This window comes from Gardnerella sp. KA01001, from assembly GCF_049244025.1.
In the GTDB taxonomy this organism is placed as follows: Bacteria; Actinomycetota; Actinomycetes; order Actinomycetales; family Bifidobacteriaceae; genus Bifidobacterium; species Bifidobacterium swidsinskii.
This window is the reverse complement of sequence record NZ_CP058366.1, coordinates 317,998-341,231: the sequence shown is the minus strand read 5'-3', so window position 1 is coordinate 341,231 and position 23,234 is coordinate 317,998. Positions and strand designations below refer to the sequence as shown.

Genomic DNA, 23,234 nt, shown 5'->3' with positions numbered 1-23,234 from the left:
GTAATGCTAGTATGAATGCGTTACGCGCTTTTTATTTTGCAAGCTTATGCTTTGCAAGCTTGTGCTTATTAAGAAAAATATTGGAAAAGATTTTAAGAAAGATTTTAAGAAAGATTTTAAGAAAGATTTTAAGAAAGACGAAATCATGTTTTCGAAGTCAACTATTGCAATTGGTCGTTTTGCGCCGACTCCTTCCGGGCGTATGCATATTGGAAACATGGTAGCAATGTTGGCTGCGTGGCTTTCTGCAAAATCGCAGGGTGGCCACATGCTTTTGCGTTTGGAAGATCTTGATATTGCGCGAATGCCGAAAGATGCTAGCGCGCGAGTTATTGACGATTTGAAGTGGGCTGGTCTTGATTGGGTTGGTGAGCCTACTTATCAGCATAAGCGCACTGCAATCTACCAAGAAGCTCTTGATGCGTTAGAATCTTTGCAAGATGCTGACGGAAATTCGTTGATTTACCCGTGTTTTTGCTCGCGTTCCGATATTCGTGCAATCGCAGCTCCGCAAGAAGGCGACGGTTTTATACGCTACCCGGGTACGTGCAGAAATCTGTGCAAAACTGCGGAAGGCTTGGCGCAAATCGAAAGGCGTTTGCAAAATAACCAGCAACATTCTTTGCGACTTGCAGTGCCGTCTGCTGATTCGCTGCAAGCAAATGTGAGTTTTGAAGACGCGATTTTTGGCGCGCAATCGTTTAACATTAATCGCGATTTGGGAGATATGGTGATTCGCCGCGCGGATGGCGTTTTTTCTTATCAGCTTGCGGTTGTTGTTGACGATGTTTTGAGCGGAGTAAATGATATTGTGCGCGGCCGCGATTTGCTTCGTTCGGCAGCGCTTCAAATTTGGATTGGTGAGCTGCTTGAAAAATCGGGATTTTTTGCGGCTTATGGCGTGCACTATGTGCGTCCGCAATTTGCGCATTTACCGCTGATTGATAACGCACAAGGCGAGCGACTTGCAAAAAGTAAGCACTCGCTAGACGTCGGTGCTCTTCGTGAATCTGGCTGGAGTGCCGAGCGCATGATTGGCTATTGCATGTATCTTTTGGGATACAAAAAGCCTGGTCAAAATCAGCCTGTAGATATGAGTGCCGACGATGCGCTTGCGTTATTTAAAAGCCTTGACACGCCGTGGGGTTCTGTTCGCGCAAACCTAGCCGACAAATCCGTGCCCTTCCTCGACTAAACTATGTATTTAGATTGATAGATTGGGGCAATAAATGGCATATATGGCGCAAAAAGATTTAGCGAATACTGAGGTTGATTGTGTTCGTGCGCGTCAAATTGCCGACGGCGTGCACAGCGTGCAAGACGCCATTGCTCAAGCCGAATCGCATTATGGTCGCAAAGCTGAGTCGGTTACGCTACTTGCCGCAACTAAAACGCGAGATGTTGGCGAAATTATGGCAGCGCTTAAAGCTGGGGTGAGAGTAATTGGGGAAAATCGCCCACAAGAAATCGTTGCAAAAGCCGAAATTTTACGCGCGGAAGCTGCTAGAGAAGGTTTAAGCGTTGGTGTAAACGGCGAAATTCCGCTCTACTTAATCGGTCAACTGCAAAGCAATAAAATAAACAAAGTTTTACCACTTGCAAATGGTATTCAGTCGGTTGACGGCATTGAACTTGCGCAAAAGATATCTGCTCGCGCGCAAAATTTGGGACTTTGTGTAGACGTTATGTTGGAAGTGAACGTTTCGGGAGAAGCTACGAAATCGGGGTGCGCGCCAGAACGCGCGATTGACGAAGCGTTCGCTATATCTAGTCTTCCGGCACTTAATTTGCACGGATTTATGACGCTTGGAGCGCGCGTGGATGATGAAACAATAGTGAGAAGCGGTTTCGCAAAATTGCGAGAAATTAGAGATTGTGTGAGTAAACAACTCGTGCAAGATTATGATGGAAGCTCTGTAAAATTAGAGCTTTCGATGGGAATGTCTGGTGATTTTGCGTGGGCGATTGCCGAAGGTTCAACAATGGTCAGAATCGGTTCGGCAATCTTTGGCCCACGCGCATTTGTGTAGTGTGCTGCGTAATCTTGAACTATGAGAATTGCACGTTTTTCATATAATGAAGTTCCGCAATACGCTTTCGTTCAAAAAGACAAAGCCGACGGTAAAGATTATTTAGTAGCGCTTGAAGGTCATCCTTTAAGCTCGCAAGGAGTTAAACCAACTGGTAAACGTTACGCGTTGGATGCGGATGGCGTGCGCTTGCTTGTACCTGTAATTCCTTCGAAAGTTTACGGCTTGGCAAAAAATTACGATACACGTTCCGACGATGAGCGCGCTACTTCTTCTGCGGCTTCTTCACATACTGCTGCAGATATGGTGATTTTTACAAAGCCGAGCACTTCTGTAATAGGACCTGACGATCCGATTGTTATTCCTACTTGCTCAAACGACATGAATTTTGAGCCAGAAGTGGCAGTTGTTATGGGCAAAATCGCCAAAAATGTGACGGCAGATACTGCAATGAATTACGTTTTTGGCTTTACATGCGTAAACGACGTAACTTTACGAGATTGCGCAGGAAGCGACCCAATGTGGACGCGCGCAAAAGGTTTCGACACTTCTTGCCCGCTTGGACCTTGGATTACAACCGAGCTAAATTGGCGCGATGCACATATTTCATTTACGCTTAATGGTGAAAATGTGCCAGAAGCGAGTGGCACCACAGCTCGACTTATTCACAGTATTCCTGAGCAAATTGCTGCGATTTCAAGCTTCTCAACGCTTCTTCCGGGAGATGTGATTTTGACAGGAACTCCATACCCGGCTGGGACTTTACGCGCGGGTGACGAAGCTATCGTGCACGTAGATGGCATTGGCTCTTTGCGAAACGTTGTTGTAAGTGAATAAGAGTTAAAGGAAAGGGTGTCTTATTTGTAAGACACCCCTAAGTTTTTCCATAAACTGTAATTTAGCAAATCGTCTACATTTGTGGATTAATTGCAAAATCGCTGAAATGACATCCATCTACTTTCCCAGCAAGAAGATTACTTGTTGTGTTATCAAAATGCACGGTTTGTTGTAGTTTAAAATTCTTTTTGTTAAGAAAATACAATGTAGATTGTGGTGTCTTTTCTCCATTTGCGTTATCTAAAATTGCTATAGCATTTTTAGTGGTTTGCATCCAATATCTTTTTGGATTGAACTTGCTTGAAGTATTTACTGGGATGGTAAATGTAATTTGCGTTTTCCCAGTAATTGTATTAATTTTATACAGCACGCCTGTGCCTTGGTCGAGTGCTAAGAGCTCGCGATCATTTAGCATTGTCCTATTCCCATATGAAATATTTTCAAAATCGTGTTTTTCCCCATAGTTATAGGCTATGCGCTTATTTTGCAAGGTTAGCGGTATAAAATCGAATTTTCCTGATTGCGTATTCCACCGATTAATACCGTACGTGGTGAAAGTGAATTCAGGATTGTCTTTTTTATATTCCGTTGTGTCTCCAATCGAAATGATGGTGTTGCGAATGCAAGGAGCTGTGTCGTTTCCTATCGTAGAAAAACTATGTACCGTCGTTTCAGAATTTTTGAGTATATGTTTTATGGGTATTGAATCTTGGAGTTTTTTTATTACGAATCCATTTGTTCCATTAAAACTATTAGTTCCATTGTCGCTGGGGCTAATGGTGTACGTGCCACTCTCGCAAGCGCTCGATACATCATATATACGTGATTGCATAATATCTGTATGTCGCGGTTTGCCAAGGGTAATACTATTGAATTCGAGTTGATTTTTCCTAGTGCGAGTAAAACCGTGGTCAAGAACACTAATAACTTCGTGCTGATTATTTTCAAAAATTCCAGCTTGTGCAGCAGGTAATTTTTTGTGATGTTTAATTGCAATACGCATGTTACTTTTTTGGGCAAGGAAATAATCAAATTTAGCGTCTACGAAATACAAACCATCAGTGTTCCATAATATGCTAGGAGATTCAATGGCATAAGTGGTAATAGTTTGAGAAGTTCCATCGTTGTTGAGTAATACGATGAATCCATCTCGCTTCTTCTCTTTGCCGGCAGTCATGTCACCTATTGCCACAGCGCCAACGGCATGTGAAAGATTTGCTTGTTTATAACTAATTTGTGTAGGCATCTGCTGCCAAAACAGTAGAAACAATATAGCTGATGCGATGACGGCGGCAGAAAAGCATAGTAAAACAATAATTATCTTCTTGCTTAATTGTTTCATCTTGTCATCAAAGCTTTCTGTATGTTGTGGCTTTTGTTGTTTTTTCAAGATCCCAAGGCCAGACGAGTTCATCGTTGCCATCGTCAATGTCTATTCCAGCGCCATATTTATAAGAAGCCCAGACTAATTGCGCGCAATGTAGTCCTCCCCAGTCGTTTTTATTCGGTTGCCAGAAAGCATCATTATATCCACGACCGATATAAGTTCGAGCTCGATCTGTAGCTTTTGCTCTATTGGCATTAGATGTATTAACAGAACGTATTATTGCTCCTGGAGCTACAAGAGTCTTGAAAGCTAGTTTTTCTCTAGCTACTTCTCCTGATCCTACTGCCTCAACAATTTTATTTTTTTGCGAGTAAATGCCTGTGTGACCATGTAGTCCTGCAGGAGTGAAATAAAAATCACCACGATGTTGAGCGTTTGGTAGCGCTATAGTTGTTTGGCTGGAAGATTTATCTTGTTGGTATTTATTGATATTTGGATTTTGCAATAATTCCATTTCTGCATCGAGCGCTTTTTCTTTGCTCCAATGATGATATTGAGCTATTTCTTGCACGCTTTTATCTAGCTTTTCTTTATTTACGTAATAGGGTAACGCATTTGCAAAATCTGATAATTTATCATCATATGATTCTTTGGCAAAAGCGGAAGATGTAGGCCATAGTACGCATAAAACAGCTGCAATTGTAATTGTTTTAAAAAGTTTCTTATTCATAATAGCCTCATTGTTATTGTGGATAATTTTACCTGTAATATGTCGCCGACGATATATTTATATTGTAGATTATTTGCAGAAGTCAGTCTATAAAATATTCGTAAAACATTGCAATTTCACCTTAAATATGCAACATGTGATTGATTTTAGGAAATAGCCCTTAATCTTGATTTCAAAACTTGAGTCTAGTACACTCAAGTTTTAGGAATAAAGTTATAGGAAAATCTGTTATACGTATCAGATACATGAAAGTGAAAGCTCGTTAGAACTCGAAAGTATTGTCAAAAAGCTTGAAGTTGCAACGAAAGTTGCAATAAAAATTGCAATAAAAGTTGCAGCGATTTGACTTAACTGAAATGGTTTCTACAGCTTTCGTGGAAATGAGGTAGATATGGAACAAAAGTTTACAACCTTAGCGCAAGACGCATTAAGTGATGCTGTGCAAAGTGCAGCGGCTGCTGGCAATGCGCAAGTTGACACTTTGCATTTGGCGGATGCTTTACTTCGCCAAGAGCAGGGCGTCGTTCGCGCGCTTATTGCTCAGGCGGGGGCGGATGCGCAACAAATCGGTGCTGAAATTCGTAATGCATTAGTGGCATTGCCTTCATCTACTGGTTCAACTACAACTAAGCCAGATGCAAGTCGTCAGCTTTTGGCTGCGCTAAGCCAGGCAGAAAAAGAGATGCGCGCAATGGGAGACGAATACGTTTCTACGGAGCACATGCTTATTGGCATGGTTGCTAGCGAACCAAACGCTGTTGCGGATATTTTCAAAAAGCACAACGTTTCCGCAGACGTGTTGCGTAAGGCTGTGCCAACTGTGCGCGGTGGCGCAAAAGTGACAAGTCCGGATGCTGAAGGCAACTACAAAGCGCTCGAAAAGTATTCTGTTGATATGACTGCGCGCGCTCGCGAAGGAAAGCTCGACCCAGTAATTGGACGAGACCAGGAAATTCGCCGCGTGATTCAGATTCTTTCTCGCCGCACGAAGAACAATCCTGTGCTAATTGGAGAGCCGGGCGTTGGTAAAACGGCAGTTGTAGAAGGATTAGCTCAGCGAATCGTTGCAGGGGATGTGCCTATGACTTTGCAAAACAAGCGTCTTATCAGTCTTGACTTGGCTTCGATGGTTGCAGGTTCGAAGTATCGCGGCGAGTTTGAGGAACGCTTGAAGGCAGTGTTGAAGGAAATTCAACAATCAGACGGTCAAATTATTACGTTTATTGACGAAATTCACACTGTTGTTGGCGCGGGATCTGCAGAAGGTTCAATGGATGCTGGCAATATGCTTAAGCCAATGCTTGCGCGCGGTGAGCTGCGCTTGGTTGGCGCGACTACGCTTAACGAGTATCGTGAGCATATTGAAAAGGATTCTGCGCTTGAACGCAGATTCCAGCAAGTGTTTGTTGGCGAGCCGTCTGTTGAAGATACTGTGACGATTTTGCGCGGACTTAAGCAACGTTACGAAGCACACCACAAGGTGACGATTAGTGACGATGCAATCGTAGCTGCAGCAACGCTTTCAAACCGCTATATTACCGGTCGTCAGCTTCCAGATAAGGCGATTGATTTGGTGGATGAAGCGGCAGCTCACTTGCGTATGGAGCTTGATTCTCAGCCAGAAGAAATCGACGAATTGCAGCGCAAAGTTACGCGTCTTGAAATGGAGGAAATGCAATTAAAGAAAGCGGAAGATGCTGCTGCTAAAGAACGCTTAGAAAAGTTGCAAGAAGAATTAGCTAACTCGCGTGAAAAGCTTACTGGATTGAAAGCGCGTTGGGATGCTGAAAAGGCTGGTCATAACAAGGTTGGTGATTTGCGAGCGCAACTCGACGCTAAGCGCGTAGAGGCCGACAAATTCACGCGTGAAGGCAATTTGGAACAAGCAAGCCGTATTTTGTATGGCGAAATTCCAAGCATTCAAAAAGCTTTGGAAGAAGCGGAGTCCGAGGCTGCTAATGCTAAGAGTGAAGCGAAAGAGCCGATGGTTCCAGACCAGGTTGATGCTGATTCTATTGCAGGAGTCGTTAGCGAATGGACGGGCATTCCTGTTGGTCGCTTGATGCAAGGCGAAAATGAGAAGCTGCTCAACATGGAAAAGGAGCTTTCTAAGCGTGTGGTTGGTCAAAGTGAAGCAATTCAGGCTATAGCGGATGCTGTGCGCAGAAGCCGCGCTGGAATTGCAGACCCTAATCGCCCAACTGGTTCCTTCTTGTTCTTGGGTCCTACTGGCGTTGGTAAGACGGAGCTTGCGAAGGCTCTTGCTGACTTTTTGTTTGACGACGAGCGTGCAATGGTTCGCATTGATATGAGCGAGTACATGGAAAAGGCTTCCGTTTCGCGTCTAATCGGTGCTGCTCCTGGTTACATTGGCTACGAGGAAGGCGGCCAACTTACTGAAGCCGTGCGTAGGCGCCCGTATTCTGTAGTGCTTTTTGACGAAGTTGAGAAGGCACATCCAGAAGTATTCGACGTTTTGTTGCAGGTTTTGGACGATGGTCGTTTGACTGACGGACAAGGTAGAACAGTTGATTTTACGAATACGATTTTGATTATGACATCAAACTTGGGTTCGCAATTCCTTGTGCAAGAAGGCTTGGACGATGCTGCTAAGCGCAAGGCTGTTATGAACGCTGTTCACGCTGAGTTTAAGCCAGAGTTCATCAACCGTTTGGATGAACTTGTTATGTTCCATCCGTTGAGCCGCGAAGAGCTTGGCGGAATTGTGGATATTCAAGTTCGTCAAGTGGCTGCGCGCTTGAGCGACCGCCGTATTAGCTTGGATGTGAGTGACTCTGCTCGCGCTTGGCTTGCAGAGCATGGCTACGATCCAGTTTATGGTGCTCGTCCTTTGCGCAGATTGGTTCAAACGGAAATTGGCGACCAGCTTGCGCGATTGTTGCTTTCTGGAAAGGTGCATGATGGCGCTCGCGTAGTTGCAGATTGTGAGAATACTAGCGACCATGTGACCCTAAAGATTGCGTAGTGCCTGCATTCTTTAATGTAGTCAAATAATGTAGTCAAATAAAACAAAGCGTGCTGTTTGTTGGATTATTCCCCAGTAGACAGCACGCTATTTTTTTATCTAAATAAAAAATATTTGTAGAATGAACTTGAAATAAAAAGGTGGAATTCCCCCTTAATTTTTCGAGTTATTGCTGATAATTGGCATTATCGAATATGCGTATCTTTTAAAATTTTAATTGGTTTTTGTAAAAATCTATTTTTTTTATATTGAATTATTATAAAATGCGTGTATGTATTCAAGGCTGAATACGTTATGAAGCAGATTGAAAATGGAGATACGAATATGTTCGCAAAGGAAGGATTTGCAATAGTTGCGCGTTCTACTATTGCTTATGCTATGCCAATGTCAGCTTATGCTCAGATGAGTGGTTCTGTAGTTGGAATAGACAGAGAAAATATACGAAGTTGTAGGTAAGTAGTCTAGTTATTAAGTGGTGAGATATGCAAGAATCATATACGTGCTCAGATGTGCAACTTGTTAATGTGAATTTTTCGTATGGGAAAAAACAAATTTTGCATAATCTTTCTATAGATTTATCTTTTGGCATATGTGGTCTTTTGGGGCCAAATGGTGCTGGGAAAACTACTCTGCTTAACGTTATAGCGACTATTTATGCTCCCTCTAGTGGGAAACTTTTTGTTCATGGCTTTGACGTAACTGATCGTGCGGAAAGGGCTAAAGCTCGGTCAAATATTGGTTATTTGCCACAATCATTTGAACTTATGAATGCATCGAGTGTGTTAAAAAATGTTCAATATGCCGCATGGGCGCGAGGTTTATCGTGGAGCGCTGCGTATCAAGCTGCTTGGAATGCTCTCAAACAGGTTGGCTTGGAAAAACAAGCACATCGCATAGTTGCAAAAATATCAGGAGGTCAGCGTCAGCGTGCTGGTATTGCTTGTGTGATTGCTAGTCAGCCTGCAGTACTAATACTTGATGAGCCTACTGTTGGTTTAGATCCTGAGCAGCGTATTGATATTCGTAATTTTCTTAAGTCTTATTCGCAAAAGCATACTGTTATTGTCAGTACACATTTAGTAGAAGATTTAGCAGTAATTGCGGATCGGGTTATAGTTCTTAATGAAGGAATTATATTGCTTGATGGGAAAATGGATAATCTTCTTCAATATGCTAATCGTGAAGATCTTATGGTAACTCCATGGGAATCAGGGTATAGGCATTTGCTATCTAAATTTCATAAAAATTAGTAGTAGCAGTAACTAGATATGTATAGTTTCTTATTTCGTTAATGTGGTAGCAAGTAGGGATGTGATTAAATATGCGTCAATATTCTAACTTTTTAACTGAATTCAGATTTTTTACGAAAAATCATAAGAAGTGCACAATTATTTCACATATTATGTCCCCATTATCTCTAATAAGCAGTTGTATTTTTAGCTTATTTTTGATTGCATATCCTATTTTTTTGGGTGTGGCAAATTTTTTAGCGCATAATAATAATTATGCGCTTTGGTTAAGAATTGATGTCACGTGGATGCATTGTTTGTCTGATATTGTTGCTTGCATTTTTGGCGCATGGTGTTCATGTAAAGCTTGCTCGCCCAGATGTTTGGTTAATCCTGCGTGGTGTGCAGGAAAATCAGCCAGTCGTTACGCTATTCCTATACTAAAAGGCGCTATACTGTGCAGTTTGTTATATTGCGTAAGTATATTGCCAACAGTAATTCAGAGTGATGTAAATATTACAAATTTCCCGTATTTTCCACTATTATGTGGAGGCGTGACGCCAAGTGCATTTTTTGCAATTGGTTTTACTTTAGGAGTAATTATTGGCAATCGTTGGGCAATTGTATTCTCAGCTTTATTATCTTTTGCAATAATTTGGTGCTGTATTTATGGCGTCATTATAATGCGTAATGGCGTTATTCCTCAGGGAGATACTTTTCCTAGATATTGGGGTAGTAGTTTATACGCAATACTTCCAGTGTCGGATGCTGGTATCGGCGCCGAGCCTGGTTTGCGTATGAACCCATGGTTGGTGACTTTGCGCACGTTCTTTGTGTGTGTTGTTATCGTTTCATGCATTCTTTGTTGCGCGCATATTAGATATTTTTGGCAAAAGGGATCTTATTGGCGCATAAAAGCAATAAGTATTTCTTTAATTATGCCAATAGTATGTGCTTGTTGTATAGCTATGTGGGGTCCAAAACCTTGGATTCGCTCTGGACCTTTTGTGCCTCAGTGTACGACGTTTAAAGATACTGCTTTTTCTGTTTGTGTACATCCTGAAGAAGCTTATATTCGTAAACTTCGTGCTGTTAAACATCTGAAAACTGTTGCTTCTTGGTTTCCTAAGAATCAGAGAGATTCGCAAGGCAAAGGAATTGTGCTTGTGCTTGGAAATGCGTTTACTCCAACAAATACTGAAAAATCTTGGAATCTTACTAATAGTGGTTTAATAAAGTTACGTAATCTTAAAGCTACTGTTATTCAACAACAAACAGATACATTTGTTAGGCGTTCTGAGAAATATGGTGATATGACTGGTATCGCTCAAGAAGTGTTACAAAGATTTGTGCCTGCAAAATGTGCATCAAGTGCTATGAAAGAAGTATATGTAAAAAAGAATCTTGATTCAAACGCTTCTGTTACAGCATTTTTGCTTGCTCAGCTTCCTTCTCGTATAAGTAATGATGTGTATGGGTCATATGGATTTATTCCAGGTGAAGCAAACGATAAAGTGGCTATGAGTATTAATAATGCTGATGATGCTAAGCTGAAACAATTTGTAAAAAATCATGTTAAAGAACTTAATCAATGTCTCATAACTCCACAACAAGTCTTATCGGAACTTGGTGATAAGCATGAAAAATAATTTTCGCGCTTGGCTTGAAGGTAGGCATTATATTGTTGCAATCGTTGCAATCTTATTGTCCGTAGTCCTTCCCTCTTTAATGCTTGTCATATTCAGATCATTTGTAACGCAGTTGCCAGTTTATGTTGGTTATATTTGTTTGCCAGATTCTGCTAATGTGCATAACGCGGTAGAAGGTATAACGTTCCAATGTCAATCTGGCAGTAGTGTTGTTAATTTTGTTGTTCCTCTGTATGAAGTTATTGTAGTTGGGCTTATTACCACGGCATTCGTTTGCCTTGCTCCGATTATGGTATCGTGGGAACGTTTCGTGATGAAAAGGTTGCGAATATATGCATTGAGTGCTGCTTTATTGTGTTTGTTTGTTTCATTTGGCGCTTCAGTGTTAATTGTTCGTATAATTGATTTGCAGTTATTGAGTACATTGCAGATGATTTTAGGTAATGCTTGGATTGATATTGTGCTCATAATGATTGGATTAGCCTGTTTTGGAAGGTTTTACGGCCTTGCATTTGGTGTATTTTTAGCGGTGATGAATATTGCCACACAAGGTTTGCAAAGTAAAATTGGATTGATTTTGCGATGGTATCCTTCTGGAACTTTGCCTGTAATTCCTGGACAATCCATATTGTTATACGTCATTGTTGTGCTTACTGTAATTGCAGTTTGCCTATGGAGTGGCACGTGTGGACGTGGATTGCTTTATTTTGAACGTGCTTAAAAGACGTGTTTAATTATATTTCAAAAGTCAACTCAATAGTGTTTAATAGAACGTATGTTCGATAATATTGTGATGTTTGTTTTAATGGTGGTTGCTGTTGTAATAACCGCCATTGTTGTGCTGGCTATTGTTAAGCACAACTCTGGAACGCAAGGCGCTAATGGCGTAAACCAGCGCGAATTTAACGAATTGCGCTCGCAGTATGAACAAGCGCGCGCTCAAGCTCAAGAAAATGGCAATCAGGCTATACGGTATCGCACGCAAGCAGAGCAGCTTGCTGAGCGATTAAAGTTTGTTGAAGCAGAACTTGCTAAAGCGCAGCAGGCAGAGCAATTGCGAGTGAATCGCGAAGAACAATTGCGCGCAGAGCGAGAAGAACGCGAACGGTTAAATCGTGAAAAAACTTTGAAAGAGCAAGGTAAAGTTTTGGAAGCGCTTGCTCCAGTAAAAGACAATCTCGAAGCATTGAAGAATAAAGTTTCGCAGATTGAAGAAGGGCGTAAGCAAGAAATGGGTGTGCTAAGCACTCAGCTTAAAGGCCTAAGTGAGCAGCAAACAAGGCTTGACCGCGAAACGAGTTCGCTTTCTGCAGCATTGCGAAATAATAAGGTTCGCGGAGCTTGGGGCGAGGCTCAACTAAAGAATATTGTTGAATCTGCAGGCTTGCTTGAGCATGTTGATTTTGATACGCAGGTTGTTGTAACTGGAGTAAATGGCGAACAGCAGAGGCCGGATATGGTTGTGCATCTGCCAGGAGGCAAAACAATTCCAGTTGATGCAAAAGTTCCGTATGCGGATTATCAGCGCGCTTGCGAAATCCCAGATAACGCAAGTGACGAAGAATTAGCTAGAAGGAGCGAGCTTCTAAAAGCGCACGCTAAGGCTTTGCGAGAACACGTGCGAGTATTGGGAGCTAAAGCGTATTGGCAGGCTTTTGAAACAGCGCCAGATTTTGTAGTTGCATTTATTCCAAACGAAGCGTTGCTTCAGGCAGCTCTTGAAGCGGATCCAACGCTTATGGATGATGCTTTTGCGCAAAAAGTAGCACTTACTTCACCAGTTACTTTGTGGGCTGTGCTTAAGTCTGTTGCGTACGCATGGCAGCAGCAAAGTCTTACAGATGATGCAAAAGAACTTTTCGATTTATCTCGAGAATTATATGATCGCTTTGCGGTTCTTGGGGAAAATGCTTCAAAACTTGGCGTATCTTTGGCAAGAACAGTTGCAGCTTACAATAAGTTTGCTTCTTCGCTTGAGTCGCGAGTGTTGGTAACAGCGCGTAAACTTCAGAAGTTAGACCAAAGTAAAGTTATTGCTTCAATAGATCTTATAGATTCCGATAAAGCTGACGTTAAAGAGCTGAGCGCTCCAGAAGTATCAGTAGAAGATCGTTAAGCATAAAAACATCAAAGCATCAAAAATTGAACAACTCTAAACGCTAAGGAGTGCAAAATGGCAGAATTACAAGAGGAACGTGCGGAACTTAAGCGCATGCTTTGTGCGGATATGAGTGCGAAACCATTTAGTGAACTGTTTTCTGTTACTTTTAATCAGCGCGGCTCCAAGTTGGTTGGTGATGTTCTTTTTGACGCAATTGAGAAAGCTGGGTATTCGTTAGAGCGCGATGTTGACGCTGTTGGTGCGTTAACTGCTGCTGCAGTTCCAATGGTTTTTGCGCTTATTCATGCTGCAGAACGTAAAGGAATTGCACTCGACGGCTTTGTTATGGATTTTGTTTTTCCTGCAACAAAAGGTCCGTCAGTTAAAGGCAAGCGAGTATTATTGCTTGACTCTTGGCTTTCTGAAAAATCGTATGTTCAAACTTCTTCGCTTGTGACTTTACGACACGGAAATGAATTAAGTCTTGATTTTGGTATTGTTAATCAGCAAGGCGCGCAAATTCTTGCTATAGTTGCATTAATTGGTGGTGTTGACGCCGACGAACAAGGCACAAGGCATCTTCAATTAGTAAATCCAATAAGTGAGGAGAGTACTAAAATGGCATTTGTTCAAGCTTTCGGTGAAGAAGAATTACGTGCAGATGCAGATCACGACGATTGCTGCAACGACAATTGCTGTGGCGGTCATTGTGAGGTTAAATGCACTGGTGATTGTGCTCATGATGGTTGCACTGAGCCATGCTGTGAAGATAACTGCTGTGGCGGTCATTGCAAGTCAGGTTGCACAGGAGATTGCGCAACAGACGGCTGCCAAGACTAGTTGCAAATACTAGCTGCCAATACTAAGCAAAAGTATTAAACGGAGCAAAACTCACACATGCACGAACCGAATCCAATTACTTTGGCTGCAAAAGCTTCCGATGAGCCAGAATTTCGACCTATAGGAGTTGGCCCGTGGGAAGAAGAGCATCCAGGTGAGCCTCGTCCAGATAATCCAGAATCGCCAAATTATGATGCGCGGTTTAGCACTGAATTACTAGACGAAGGCGACCAGCGTAACGTTCTAGACCGCTACCGATACTGGAAAGTAGAAGCCATAAAAGCGGATCTCGATTCTAAAGGTCGTCATGAGTTTGAAGTAGCTGTAGAAAATTGGACTCACGATTTTAATATAGGCTCTATGGTTCGCACTGCAAACGCGTTTACAGCGAAAAAAGTGTATATTGTAGGGCCTCATAAATGGAATCGTAAAGGCTCGTTAATGACTGAGCTTTACCAATACGTTGAGTGCTGCCCAACTATTGAAACTCTAGTAACTAATTGGCGCGAAAATATAGCACGAGAAGCAGAAGAAGCGCATCAACTTTTGCTTAAAGCGCAGGCAGAAGGCAATAAAGAAGCCGAAAAAATCGCAAATATCAAGGAACAAGATGCTAAAAACGCTCGCGTTATAGCGCTCGATATTATTCCAGGTGCTGTTGCTATGGAAACCTACAAGTTCCCTAAACGTTGCCTTATGCTTTTTGGTGCAGAAGGTCCGGGTCTTTCTAAAAAAGCGTTACAAATGGCGGATGACGTTGTTTATATTTCGCAATTCGGCTCTGTTCGCTCACTAAACGCGGGAGCAGCTGCAGCTGTTTCCATGCACGCGTGGATTGCGCAACATGCAGTGCCAAATTGCTGAATCTTAATAAAATATTAATTAGAATTTCGGTAGCAGAATTTCGGTAGCAGAATTTTGTCAGCAGAATCTCATCAGCAGTATTAGTTAAAACGCAGTAGCTTGTACTCATAAACGCTTACATTTAATGTGTATTTTTTTTTTATTTGTGATATTGTTAATTTATGTTAGAATTTCAACATATTACAAAGCGTTTCGGCGCAAAAACAGTGCTTAACGACGTTTCTTTCGTCGCCGAAGACGGTAAAGTCACGGGCTTTTTAGGTCCTAATGGCGCTGGTAAATCTACCACCATGCGTTGCGCGTTAAATCTTATTCATGCCAATAGTGGCACTTCTCTTATTGACGGAAAACCTTACGCAAAAATCACATCCCCAATGACGGAAGTGGGAGCAGTTCTTGATGCAAAGTCTGCCCACAGAGGTCGAACGGCTTACAATCACCTGTATTCACTGGCTTTAACTCACGGAATATCAAAGAAACGTGTCGATGAAGTCATTGATATTACTGGTTTGACTAGTGTAAAAAATCGCAAGGCAGGTTCCTTCTCGCTTGGTATGGGTCAGCGTCTTTCCATTGCTGCAGCTCTTTTAGCAGATCCGCACAATCTCATACTTGACGAACCGGTTAACGGCTTGGATCCAGAAGGCGTTAAGTGGGTTCGAGAATTATGCAAGTATTACGCAAGTCAAGGTCGTGCAATACTACTTAGTTCTCACTTAATGAGCGAAGTCGCGCTTACTGCAGATAATCTTGTGATTATTGCGCATGGCGAAATTTTGGAGCGCACAACAGTACAAGATTTTGTTAATGCACATTCTCAGCATGCTATACGTTTAGTGACTCCTGAAGGCGAAAAACTAAAGTCGGTGCTCGCTCAAAATCGTCCGGAATGCAAGATTTTGCCTGATAAGCGCACGTCTCAAGACGCTCAAGAGGGCGAACTTTTTAAGGTAACAGGTTGCGAGCTTAATCAACTTGCTCGCGAAATTGCAGATAATCAAATTATGGTTTACCAGCTAAATCAAGAGCACGCATCGCTTGAGGAAGCATATTTGGCTCTTACGCACGGTCAAGAGCAGTACGTAACAAAAGCATTGCCAAATGCTACTGCTGCGACTGGAACGCAATATGCAGATGGAGGAAGCGCAAAATGAGTGAGCAAATTAATCAATCTGTTAATCAATCTGTTGATCAAGCAACAAGCAACTCTTACAAAACCGGCAGAAGCATGAACGCTCAGCACCTACGTCTTACATTTATGCACTCTCTTAAATCTGAGATGGTTAAGTTGCGTGGGCTTGCATCCACTTGGTGGTGCATGGCATTGGCCATTGTTTTGCCTGTAGTTTTCAGCTTTATTATCGCGATTGTGCAAAAAGCAATATCTAAAGTTGACTTTACTAAACAGGGTGCGTCTGCTAGCAAATCAAGCGGTGCAGTCACCATGGGGCCGAGTGATAAAAGCAGCCTTATTTCTTCTCAAGAAGGTATTTTCAACTTAGTTATTAGTTTTGCTTCTATATCTTTGATTGTTATTGCGATTTTTGCAGTGCTTGCTATAACAGCTGAGCATTCCACAACTTCAATTCAAGCTTCGCTTACTTCTGTACCTCGAAGGGGTATGTTCTTTACCGCTAAGTTTGTTGCAATCGCAATCTACGTTTTTGTGGTGCAACTTATTGCAATGGCAGTTTCGTTAGTTGCTGCAGAATTAGCATTTATGGGTGAGAATATCTCAGGTTTGTCTGGAAGTAGAACATGGCAATTACCTCTTATGCTGTTCCTTGGATCTCCTGTAATTATGGTTGTTGTGGCAGCAATGGCGTACGGTTTCGGCATGATTTGCAAGTCAACTGCTGGCGGAATTATGTGCGTTATTGGAGCTGTGATGATTTTGCCTACTGTTCTTAGCATTATTGTGATTTCAAGTGGTTTTGCTAAATGGACTTTAGTGCTTACTCAGCTTTTGCCAGCCACAGCTGTAAGTCAATTCTTGGGTGATTCTTCTAGCTCTAACGGAAAATTCGCATCAAATGTAAATGTTGCTTTCGAATGGTGGCAGTCCGGTTTAGTGGTTCTCGCTTGGGCTGTAGTCATGTACGCAATTGGCTACGTTATTGAAAAGCATCGCGATATTTAAACATAGTAAGTATAAATAAAAAATAAGCTCCGTTCGATTGCAATCATTACTGAGCAAACGAGCGGGGTTTATTTGTTGCAACTATTCGCTGATACTAGTTTTAATTCTTTTTGCTAGAAGTAAAGTGCTCACTGCAAATAGCACAACGGTTCAAGCAACCATAGCAATAATAGATGGCACTAATTCTGGCACTAAGCTCATTGTGCATTTTCTTGAGAATCCTGATCATCTTGTTTCTTTTTAGCAAATTGAGGATGAGCATACTCTGGTCCAATATATGAAGTATCAGGCAATGGTAGCTCGGTAGTAGGCTTAGTATGTTGTGGTTGCGCATACTGAGGTTGCGCATACGGCTGACCATATTGAATTTGTTGTGGTTGCGCATGCCAGTTGACATTTCTTTGATTTTCATATTTTGCATAGAGCTGATTCCGGCAATATCCATAATCTCCGATACGCGACTTTTTGGAATTTTACAATATTTTGTAACGAATGTGAGCTTTTTATAGCACTAGTATTTCTATAATTAGCTTTTAAATCTAATACTTTGCCGACTGTTTTTATTGGGGAATTAAGCTTTTTGTATGGGACGCCGTCGAATAATACTTCACCTTCATTGGCTTTTATGAGTCCCAATGCGCAATATAGCGCAGTTGATTTTTCGGAACCGTTAGGTCTAACAAATCCCGTAACTTTGCTATCTTCTGCTACAAAAGAAATATTATTGAGTACTTGCTGTTTTTATAGTACTTGCATATATTTTGTATCTCTAACATAACTAAATCCTACTGCGAAAAATGTAATAGAAACCCTATTTGTGTAAAAAATTAAGGACTTTATCTCGTAACTGGCTACAAGATAAAGTCCTTAATTTTTTCAGTTTTATTTATTTATGCTCAATTGCAATATGAGTTCAGTCATTCTTTACAGTTTCAGCGACGCGAGGCCATAAAGTTGTACCCCAGTTCTTGATTGTGCGCTGGCGAACCAACGGCAAATCAGTACGGTTGTACACTGTGCGCCATGGTTCCCATACTAAGCCGGTCTTTTCTTCCAACTTAATGCGAAGATTGCGCACATTGCCCTTGAACTGAATCGTTGTGCTGAAGTGAGCGGTACGATACTTGCCGTTTCCTTCCCAAGCGCGAGAACGTACGTATGGAGTTCCGTCGATATCAGTGCCGTACTCATCCCAGTAGACGTAGTAGCGAGCTACATAAGCCCCACGATGATCCAAGGTCAAATAACCGTCACGGTAAGCAGAAACCTTAGTCTCAACATAATCGCTGTTGCTCTGGAGAGTTGCTACTTCGTTATCTTTTACGAAGGAAGTAGTGTAAGCGATTGGAACAGCTGGGCTAGAGGTGCTCAAATTTGCACCTTCCTGAATCAAAGCCTTTAGCGTATCGATATTGCCGGTAATAACCTTTGCTGCACCGTTAGCGCTGCCGCCGAGAATCACTGCAGTAACAGAGGTATTCTGGAGAATGCGATGGAATTCGGTGTTTGGCTTGATGTCTACGCCCTTAATTGCTGCTTCTACTGCAGCCTGGAAATCAGTGCTCTTGCTGGTGGTATCGAACTTTACATACATTGAGCGACCATAAGCTACGTTTGATACGTAAACTGGTGGGCGTTTGCTGTCAACGCCACGGTTCTTCAAGCTTTCTGGCGTAGTGCATGGAGCAAAGAAATCTGCTGGGCTATCTGGAGCGTCAACGCTTACTGTGTAGTAAGTTTGCTTGAAGTTCACAATTTGAGTCTGCTTCTCACCCTTGTGTACTGCATCGAAATCAATCTTCAGCGGTACGCCAATCTTTGCAAAATCAGCACCAAACTTAGCTTTGAGCTGGTTCATGCTCTGTGCGCTTGCGGAATCATACTGCATACGAGCTGCCACATGATGGCTTGCTGCATATTGTGCATTCCACTTAGAAACTAAGCCGTTAACTGCTGAAGTAACGGAGCTCTTGGTTGGATGTTGCACGGTTACAGCACTCTCGCCGCCATGGAAGCCTGGCAAATCAATACTCAAAGTTAATGGAGCACGATTTGCTGAAATCAAGCTTGGCATGTTATCCATCAAATTCTGGTCAGCGCGGAATAATGCACCCGGATATACGCGATCATTGTTGGCCGAAGTTACCGACAAGTTTGATGTTGTATTTGTGATGTTCTTCTTCTGGTGCTCAACAACAACGAATTCACCGTTATTGTTGAAGCTATCGCTAGAGAATTTATTGTTAATTGTTTCGCCGTGACGTGCGAGAATATTCGTTTTATCGTAATGCAAATCCCACAAGTAGTTGTTCAGCGAGTCCTTGCTAGCTGCACAAGATGCAGCTGGTGCAGAAGGCTTTGCAGAAGAATCTGCCATTGCTGGAACTGCTAAGCATTGTGGAATAATAGTCGCGCCCGCGAGCAACAACATTGCTGCATTACGGTAGAACTTTGTGCTCTTCATATGTATCCTTCGATTTTTATTAGATTTTATTTCAAATTATTTTTTCAGTGAGATGCTGCAAATACGTGCTTCAGTGCATATATGCTTCAGTGCATCAGCTTCAGCTTCTCACATCACACGATTATTACACACTTTTTATTTATGCGATAATTGTTTAAAATAATTTTTTAAGTTTCAAACAAAAGTTTAAATAATGCTGAAATACCAACACTTTTTTGTTACGTCAGTTTTGTCGTTTCGGCGTGTTGATAGATAAAATGAACGGATTTTACGTATTTTGATTCGTGATAATTTTGTGAAAATATATGCAAAATATTTGTGCAAGTATTATTTAGTGTTACACATGCGCAATTTTTAATTGCTTCAGTCTTAAAAAATTAATTCGTAGTACTTTCTCAATAAAACAAAATAATTAACAAATAATTCTCATAAAGCTTTTATCCACATTGCTTTTTTCTACTAACGAAGGTCACGTATCACACATATAGTTGAGGTTATGCCTACATTCACACGCGAAGAAATTGAGCATTTGGGCGTTCTATCCCAGATTGCGCTTAGCGACGAAGAAATCAGTCGCTTGCAAGGCGAATTAAACGTCATTGCAGAATCTATTAACAAAGTGCAGGAAGTTGCTGGCGAAGATGTGCCACCTACTGCAAATCCAGTACCTCTTGAAGCGTATTTGCGCCCAGACGAGCCTGCTACGCCATTGACTCAAGAAGAAGCGCTTTCTGGCGCTCCTAGAAGTGAGTCTGGCATGTTTGTAGCACCTCGAATTTTGGGGGAGGAATAAACATGACTAATACTCAAGATTTAGTAAAGCTTTCTGCTGCCGATATGGCAAAAGCTGTAAAAGCTAAAGAAGTTTCTAGCCGCGAGCTTGTTGAAGCTCACTTGGCAGTAATCGAAGCAGCCGAGCCAGAAATCAAAGCATTCTTGCATGTTTCTGCAGATGTTGCACTTGAACAAGCAGATGCCTTTGATAAAAAGAATGCTAATGGCGAAGCTGAAGGCTTACCTGAGCTTGCAGGCGTTCCAATTGCCATTAAAGACATGATTGTTACTAAGGGCATTCCTACTACTGCAGCCTCTAAGATTCTTGAAGGCTGGGTTCCACCTTACGATGCTACTGTTATTGAAAAGCTCAAGGCAGCTGGCATGCCAATTCTTGGCAAGACTAATTTGGATGAGTTTGCTCAAGGTTCTTCTACCGAGCATTCCGCTTACCAAACCACTTGCAACCCTTGGGATACTGAGCGCGTTCCTGGCGGTTCTGGCGGCGGTTCTGCAGCTGCTGTTGCTGCATTTGAGGCTCCTATTGCTTTGGGTACAGATACTGGTGGCTCCATTCGCCAGCCAGGCGCTTTAACTGGTACAGTCGGCGCAAAGCCAACTTACGGCGGAGTTAGCCGTTTTGGCGCAATTGCCATGGCAAGCTCCTTGGATCAGATTGGACCTGTTTCTCGTACCGTTCTTGATTCTGCGCTTTTGCAGGAAATTATCGGTGGTAACGATAGGCGCGATTCTACTTCTATTCCAGCTCCTGTTCCTCCAATGGCTCAAGCTGCTCGTGAGGGTGCTCGCCGTGATTTGAAGGGCTTGAAGGTTGGTTTAGTTAAAGAGCTTAGTGGCGACGGATTCCAGCCGGGAGTTGAAGCACGCTTTAATGAAGCTGTGCAATTGCTTAAGGATATGGGTGCAGAAGTAACAGAAGTCTCTTGCCCTCATTTCCCTTACTCTTTGGCTGCTTACTACATTATTATGCCTTCAGAAGTTAGCTCTAATTTGGCTCGTTACGACGGCATGCGCTACGGTTTGCGCGTAATGCCGCCAGCAGACAAGCCTCAGACTGCTGCAAATATGATGGCCGCAACTCGTGAAGCTGGTTTCGGTGACGAAGTAAAGCGCCGTATTATTCTCGGTACTTACGCGCTTTCCGCTGGCTATTATGATGCTTGGTATGGTTCTGCACAGAAAGTTCGTACGCTTATTATTCGCGATTTCGAAGAAGCGTTTAAGAAAGTAGATGTTCTTATTTCTCCAACAAGCCCTACAACGGCATTTAAGTTTGGTGAGAAGATGGACGATCCACTTTCTATGTATATGAACGATATTGCTACGATTCCTGCAAACATGGCTGGCGTTCCAGCTTTGAGCCTCCCAGCTGGCTTAAGCGACGATGGTCTGCCTGTTGGTATTCAGATTATTGCTCCGCAATGCCATGATGAAAAGATGTACAAGCCTGCAGCAGCGTTGGAAGCAGCGCTCGAAGAAAAGTGGAGCGGCCCAATCTGGAAGTCGCTTAAAGCTGGTTGGCTCGATTCATTGGCTAAGTAAAGTGAAATAAAGCTTAAGTAAGAAGGATTCTCATGGCTGAAAAACTTATGAAATACGCCGATGCTGTGGAGCAATTTGACCCAGTTTTCGGCTTGGAAACTCACGTTGAGCTTAGCACTCGTACGAAGCTGTTCTGCCCAGCAGAAGTATCTTTTGGCGGCGAACCAAACACTCAGCTAACACCTGTAAGCCTTGGTTTGCCAGGCTCTTTGCCAGTTGTAAACAAGACTGCAGTTGATTACGCGATTAAGCTTGGCTTAGCGTTACATTGCGAGATTGCTGAGTGGAGCCAGTTCGCTCGTAAGAACTACTTCTACCCAGATATGCCTCGCGATTACCAGATTTCCCAGTACGATAAGCCTACTAATGGCAACGGCTACTTGGATGTTGAGCTGGAAGATGGCACTGTGTTCCGCGTTCCGATTGAGCGCGCTCACATTGAGGATGACGCTGGCAAGAATACTCACGTTGGCGGCGCAGATGGCCGAATCGAAGGTGCAAATCATTCTTTGGTTGATTACAATCGCGCAGGCGTGCCTTTAATCGAGATTGTAACTAAGCCAATCGAAGGTGCTGGCAGCCGCGCTCCAGAAATCGCAGGCGCATACATGCGCGCTATTCGCGATATTGTTCGCGCTCTCAACATCTCCCACGCTCGCATGGAGCAGGGCAATATGCGCGCAGACGTAAACGTTTCGCTTCGCAGAAAGCCAACCGATTCGTTCGGCACACGTTCTGAAACTAAGAATGTGAACACATTCCGCGGTATTGAAAAGACGCTGCAATATGAGATTCGCCGTCAGGCTGCTATTTTGAGCGAAGGCGGCGAGATTTTGCAAGAGACACGTCACTGGGATGAGGCAACTCAGACTACTGCTGGCGGCCGCGTAAAGTCTGACGCCGACGATTATCGCTACTTCCCAGACCCAGATTTGGTTATGCTTCACATTACTAAAGAGCATATTGAGCGCATGAAGGCACAAATGCCAGAAATGCCTCGCGAGCGCCGCAACCGCTTGCAAAGCGAATGGGGTATTAGCGATCTTGAAATGCGCGATATTCTTAACGCGGATGCTCTTGATTTGGTTGAAGAAACCGTTAAGGCTGGAGCAACTGCAGCTGGTGCTAAAAAGTGGTGGCTTGGTGAGCTTGCTCGCGAAGCAAACACTCGTGGCGTAACTTTGGAAGAATTGCCTATTACTCCACAAGACGTTGCGCAAGTTGAAAAGCTAATTGCAAGCGGCAATCTTAACGATAAGCTCGCTAAGCAAACTGTTGCATGCGTTTTGGCTGGCGAGGGTAAGCCTGATGAAGTTGTTAAGAAGCACGGATTCAAGGTTATGAACGACGACGGTGCTTTGGAAGCTGCTGTTGACGCTGCTCTTGCAGCCGATCCTGAAGTTGCCGAAAAGCTTAAGTCTGGAAACATGAAGCCGATGGGTGCAATTATTGGCGCTGTTATGCGTGCGACTAAAGGTCAGGCTGATGCTAAGGCTGTTACTAAGATTGTGATGGCAAAAATCAAAGGCTGAAAAGTGCCGTAAAGGCTGAAAAATTTAATGTTTGATAACGCTAATGTATAAACGTAAAAGCGTAATCAATATTCAAAAGTAAGTGCTGCGTACTTGCTGCATGCTCAAATCAGATTTGTTTGTGTAGCAGGTGCGCAGAATTTACTATTTATCAACATTGCGAGGCAT

The 23,234-nt window shown here is 42.8% G+C and carries 20 protein-coding genes; 16 read left to right on the top strand and 4 right to left on the bottom strand.

All coding sequences use genetic code 11. The annotated features are described in order from the left end of the window. The first annotated feature begins 145 nt into the window (after positions 1 to 145). Genes HXT59_RS01585 through HXT59_RS01575 form a run of 3 tightly spaced genes read left to right on the top strand, consistent with a single transcriptional unit; the run spans position 146 to position 2,867 of the window. Complete coding sequence (locus HXT59_RS01585) at positions 146 to 1,195, top strand: glutamyl-Q tRNA(Asp) synthetase (RefSeq protein WP_032841656.1); 1,050 nt, start codon at positions 146 to 148, stop codon at positions 1,193 to 1,195. A 34-nt stretch (positions 1,196 to 1,229) separates the two neighbouring features. Then, on the top strand, positions 1,230 to 2,030 hold the full coding sequence (locus HXT59_RS01580) for a YggS family pyridoxal phosphate-dependent enzyme (RefSeq protein ID WP_004110083.1): 801 nt from the start codon (positions 1,230 to 1,232) through the stop codon (positions 2,028 to 2,030). Between the two features lie 21 nt (positions 2,031 to 2,051). Next, positions 2,052 to 2,867, top strand: coding sequence for a fumarylacetoacetate hydrolase family protein (locus HXT59_RS01575; RefSeq protein ID WP_004110082.1), 816 nt, complete (start codon positions 2,052 to 2,054; stop codon positions 2,865 to 2,867). Positions 2,868 to 2,940: 73 nt separating this feature from the next. Here the strand turns inward: HXT59_RS01575 and HXT59_RS01570 are convergent, their stop codons facing one another. Both HXT59_RS01570 and HXT59_RS01565 read right to left on the bottom strand, forming a co-directional pair. After that, a complete protein-coding gene (locus HXT59_RS01570; protein ID WP_248893045.1) occupies positions 2,941 to 4,290 on the bottom strand; it encodes a hypothetical protein in 1,350 nt (449 codons plus the stop codon). Beyond that, positions 4,217 to 4,924 (bottom strand): cell wall hydrolase, encoded by a 708-nt coding sequence (locus HXT59_RS01565; RefSeq protein ID WP_421783975.1) that lies wholly within the window; start codon positions 4,922 to 4,924, stop codon positions 4,217 to 4,219. Before HXT59_RS01565 ends, HXT59_RS01570 begins: the two co-directional genes overlap by 74 nt. 391 nt (positions 4,925 to 5,315) lie before the next feature. On the opposite strand from HXT59_RS01565, the gene clpB reads away from it, so the two are divergent. From clpB to HXT59_RS01515, 10 genes are all read left to right on the top strand, one after another. Further along, positions 5,316 to 7,910 (top strand): ATP-dependent chaperone ClpB, encoded by a 2,595-nt coding sequence (gene clpB, locus HXT59_RS01560; RefSeq protein ID WP_116994957.1) that lies wholly within the window; start codon positions 5,316 to 5,318, stop codon positions 7,908 to 7,910. Positions 7,911 to 8,204: 294 nt separating this feature from the next. Next, positions 8,205 to 8,366 (top strand): hypothetical protein, encoded by a 162-nt coding sequence (locus HXT59_RS01555; protein WP_004136515.1) that lies wholly within the window; start codon positions 8,205 to 8,207, stop codon positions 8,364 to 8,366. 26 nt (positions 8,367 to 8,392) lie between these two features. Further along, positions 8,393 to 9,160, top strand: coding sequence for an ABC transporter ATP-binding protein (locus tag HXT59_RS01550; RefSeq protein ID WP_004136514.1), 768 nt, complete (start codon positions 8,393 to 8,395; stop codon positions 9,158 to 9,160). 533 nt (positions 9,161 to 9,693) lie between these two features. Next, positions 9,694 to 10,788, top strand: a complete 1,095-nt coding sequence (locus tag HXT59_RS01545) for a hypothetical protein (protein ID WP_421784330.1) — start codon at positions 9,694 to 9,696, stop codon at positions 10,786 to 10,788. After that, complete coding sequence (locus tag HXT59_RS01540) at positions 10,778 to 11,509, top strand: hypothetical protein (RefSeq protein ID WP_421783973.1); 732 nt, start codon at positions 10,778 to 10,780, stop codon at positions 11,507 to 11,509. The genes HXT59_RS01545 and HXT59_RS01540 overlap by 11 nt, the downstream gene beginning before the upstream one ends. A gap of 54 nt (positions 11,510 to 11,563) precedes the next feature. Then, complete coding sequence (rmuC, locus tag HXT59_RS01535) at positions 11,564 to 12,904, top strand: DNA recombination protein RmuC (protein ID WP_004105862.1); 1,341 nt, start codon at positions 11,564 to 11,566, stop codon at positions 12,902 to 12,904. Between the two features lie 57 nt (positions 12,905 to 12,961). Next, a complete protein-coding gene (locus tag HXT59_RS01530) occupies positions 12,962 to 13,729 on the top strand; it encodes a hypothetical protein (RefSeq protein ID WP_012913729.1) in 768 nt (255 codons plus the stop codon). Between the two features lie 57 nt (positions 13,730 to 13,786). After that, positions 13,787 to 14,593 (top strand): TrmH family RNA methyltransferase, encoded by an 807-nt coding sequence (locus HXT59_RS01525; protein ID WP_288231412.1) that lies wholly within the window; start codon positions 13,787 to 13,789, stop codon positions 14,591 to 14,593. Positions 14,594 to 14,754: 161 nt separating this feature from the next. After that, entirely contained in the window at positions 14,755 to 15,747 is a 993-nt protein-coding gene (locus HXT59_RS01520; protein ID WP_288231411.1) for an ATP-binding cassette domain-containing protein, read from the top strand. Continuing rightward, positions 15,744 to 16,733, top strand: a complete 990-nt coding sequence (locus tag HXT59_RS01515; RefSeq protein WP_076002565.1) for an ABC transporter permease subunit — start codon at positions 15,744 to 15,746, stop codon at positions 16,731 to 16,733. Before HXT59_RS01520 ends, HXT59_RS01515 begins: the two co-directional genes overlap by 4 nt. Before the next feature lie 408 nt (positions 16,734 to 17,141). On the opposite strand, the gene HXT59_RS01510 is transcribed toward HXT59_RS01515, so the two are convergent. Both HXT59_RS01510 and HXT59_RS01505 read right to left on the bottom strand, forming a co-directional pair. Further along, positions 17,142 to 17,453: a hypothetical protein gene (locus tag HXT59_RS01510; RefSeq protein ID WP_219705556.1), complete on the bottom strand. Its 312-nt coding sequence runs from the start codon at positions 17,451 to 17,453 to the stop codon at positions 17,142 to 17,144. Positions 17,454 to 17,646: 193 nt separating this feature from the next. Further along, positions 17,647 to 19,197 carry a thiol-activated cytolysin family protein gene (locus tag HXT59_RS01505; RefSeq protein ID WP_012913731.1) on the bottom strand — a complete coding sequence of 517 codons (1,551 nt, stop codon included), beginning with the start codon at positions 19,195 to 19,197 and terminating at the stop codon, positions 17,647 to 17,649. A 496-nt stretch (positions 19,198 to 19,693) separates the two neighbouring features. Between HXT59_RS01505 and gatC the strand changes: the two genes are divergently transcribed. From gatC to gatB, 3 genes are read left to right on the top strand one after another with little or no spacing between them, the layout of a single operon-like run. After that, positions 19,694 to 19,990 carry an Asp-tRNA(Asn)/Glu-tRNA(Gln) amidotransferase subunit GatC gene (gene gatC, locus HXT59_RS01500; protein WP_004114131.1) on the top strand — a complete coding sequence of 99 codons (297 nt, stop codon included), beginning with the start codon at positions 19,694 to 19,696 and terminating at the stop codon, positions 19,988 to 19,990. A gap of 2 nt (positions 19,991 to 19,992) precedes the next feature. Beyond that, positions 19,993 to 21,534 (top strand): Asp-tRNA(Asn)/Glu-tRNA(Gln) amidotransferase subunit GatA, encoded by a 1,542-nt coding sequence (gene gatA / locus HXT59_RS01495; RefSeq protein WP_012913732.1) that lies wholly within the window; start codon positions 19,993 to 19,995, stop codon positions 21,532 to 21,534. A gap of 32 nt (positions 21,535 to 21,566) precedes the next feature. After that, complete coding sequence (gene gatB / locus HXT59_RS01490; protein WP_012913733.1) at positions 21,567 to 23,066, top strand: Asp-tRNA(Asn)/Glu-tRNA(Gln) amidotransferase subunit GatB; 1,500 nt, start codon at positions 21,567 to 21,569, stop codon at positions 23,064 to 23,066. Positions 23,067 to 23,234 lie beyond the last annotated feature (168 nt).

Bases quoted from the DNA above. Each gene is read 5' to 3' on its own strand.
- HXT59_RS01585 (WP_032841656.1), top strand. From the start codon at position 146: ATGTTTTCGAAGTCAACTATTGCAATTGGTCGTTTTGCGCCGACTCCT.
- HXT59_RS01580 (WP_004110083.1), top strand. From the start codon at position 1,230: ATGGCATATATGGCGCAAAAAGATTTAGCGAATACTGAGGTTGATTGT.
- HXT59_RS01575 (WP_004110082.1), top strand. From the start codon at position 2,052: ATGAGAATTGCACGTTTTTCATATAATGAAGTTCCGCAATACGCTTTC.
- HXT59_RS01570 (WP_248893045.1), bottom strand. From the start codon at position 4,290: ATGGCAACGATGAACTCGTCTGGCCTTGGGATCTTGAAAAAACAACAA.
- HXT59_RS01565 (WP_421783975.1), bottom strand. From the start codon at position 4,924: ATGAATAAGAAACTTTTTAAAACAATTACAATTGCAGCTGTTTTATGC.
- clpB (WP_116994957.1), top strand. From the start codon at position 5,316: ATGGAACAAAAGTTTACAACCTTAGCGCAAGACGCATTAAGTGATGCT.
- HXT59_RS01555 (WP_004136515.1), top strand. From the start codon at position 8,205: ATGAAGCAGATTGAAAATGGAGATACGAATATGTTCGCAAAGGAAGGA.
- HXT59_RS01550 (WP_004136514.1), top strand. From the start codon at position 8,393: ATGCAAGAATCATATACGTGCTCAGATGTGCAACTTGTTAATGTGAAT.
- HXT59_RS01540 (WP_421783973.1), top strand. From the start codon at position 10,778: ATGAAAAATAATTTTCGCGCTTGGCTTGAAGGTAGGCATTATATTGTT.
- rmuC (WP_004105862.1), top strand. From the start codon at position 11,564: ATGTTCGATAATATTGTGATGTTTGTTTTAATGGTGGTTGCTGTTGTA.
- HXT59_RS01530 (WP_012913729.1), top strand. From the start codon at position 12,962: ATGGCAGAATTACAAGAGGAACGTGCGGAACTTAAGCGCATGCTTTGT.
- HXT59_RS01525 (WP_288231412.1), top strand. From the start codon at position 13,787: ATGCACGAACCGAATCCAATTACTTTGGCTGCAAAAGCTTCCGATGAG.
- HXT59_RS01520 (WP_288231411.1), top strand. From the start codon at position 14,755: ATGTTAGAATTTCAACATATTACAAAGCGTTTCGGCGCAAAAACAGTG.
- HXT59_RS01515 (WP_076002565.1), top strand. From the start codon at position 15,744: ATGAGTGAGCAAATTAATCAATCTGTTAATCAATCTGTTGATCAAGCA.
- HXT59_RS01505 (WP_012913731.1), bottom strand. From the start codon at position 19,197: ATGAAGAGCACAAAGTTCTACCGTAATGCAGCAATGTTGTTGCTCGCG.
- gatC (WP_004114131.1), top strand. From the start codon at position 19,694: ATGCCTACATTCACACGCGAAGAAATTGAGCATTTGGGCGTTCTATCC.
- gatA (WP_012913732.1), top strand. From the start codon at position 19,993: ATGACTAATACTCAAGATTTAGTAAAGCTTTCTGCTGCCGATATGGCA.
- gatB (WP_012913733.1), top strand. From the start codon at position 21,567: ATGGCTGAAAAACTTATGAAATACGCCGATGCTGTGGAGCAATTTGAC.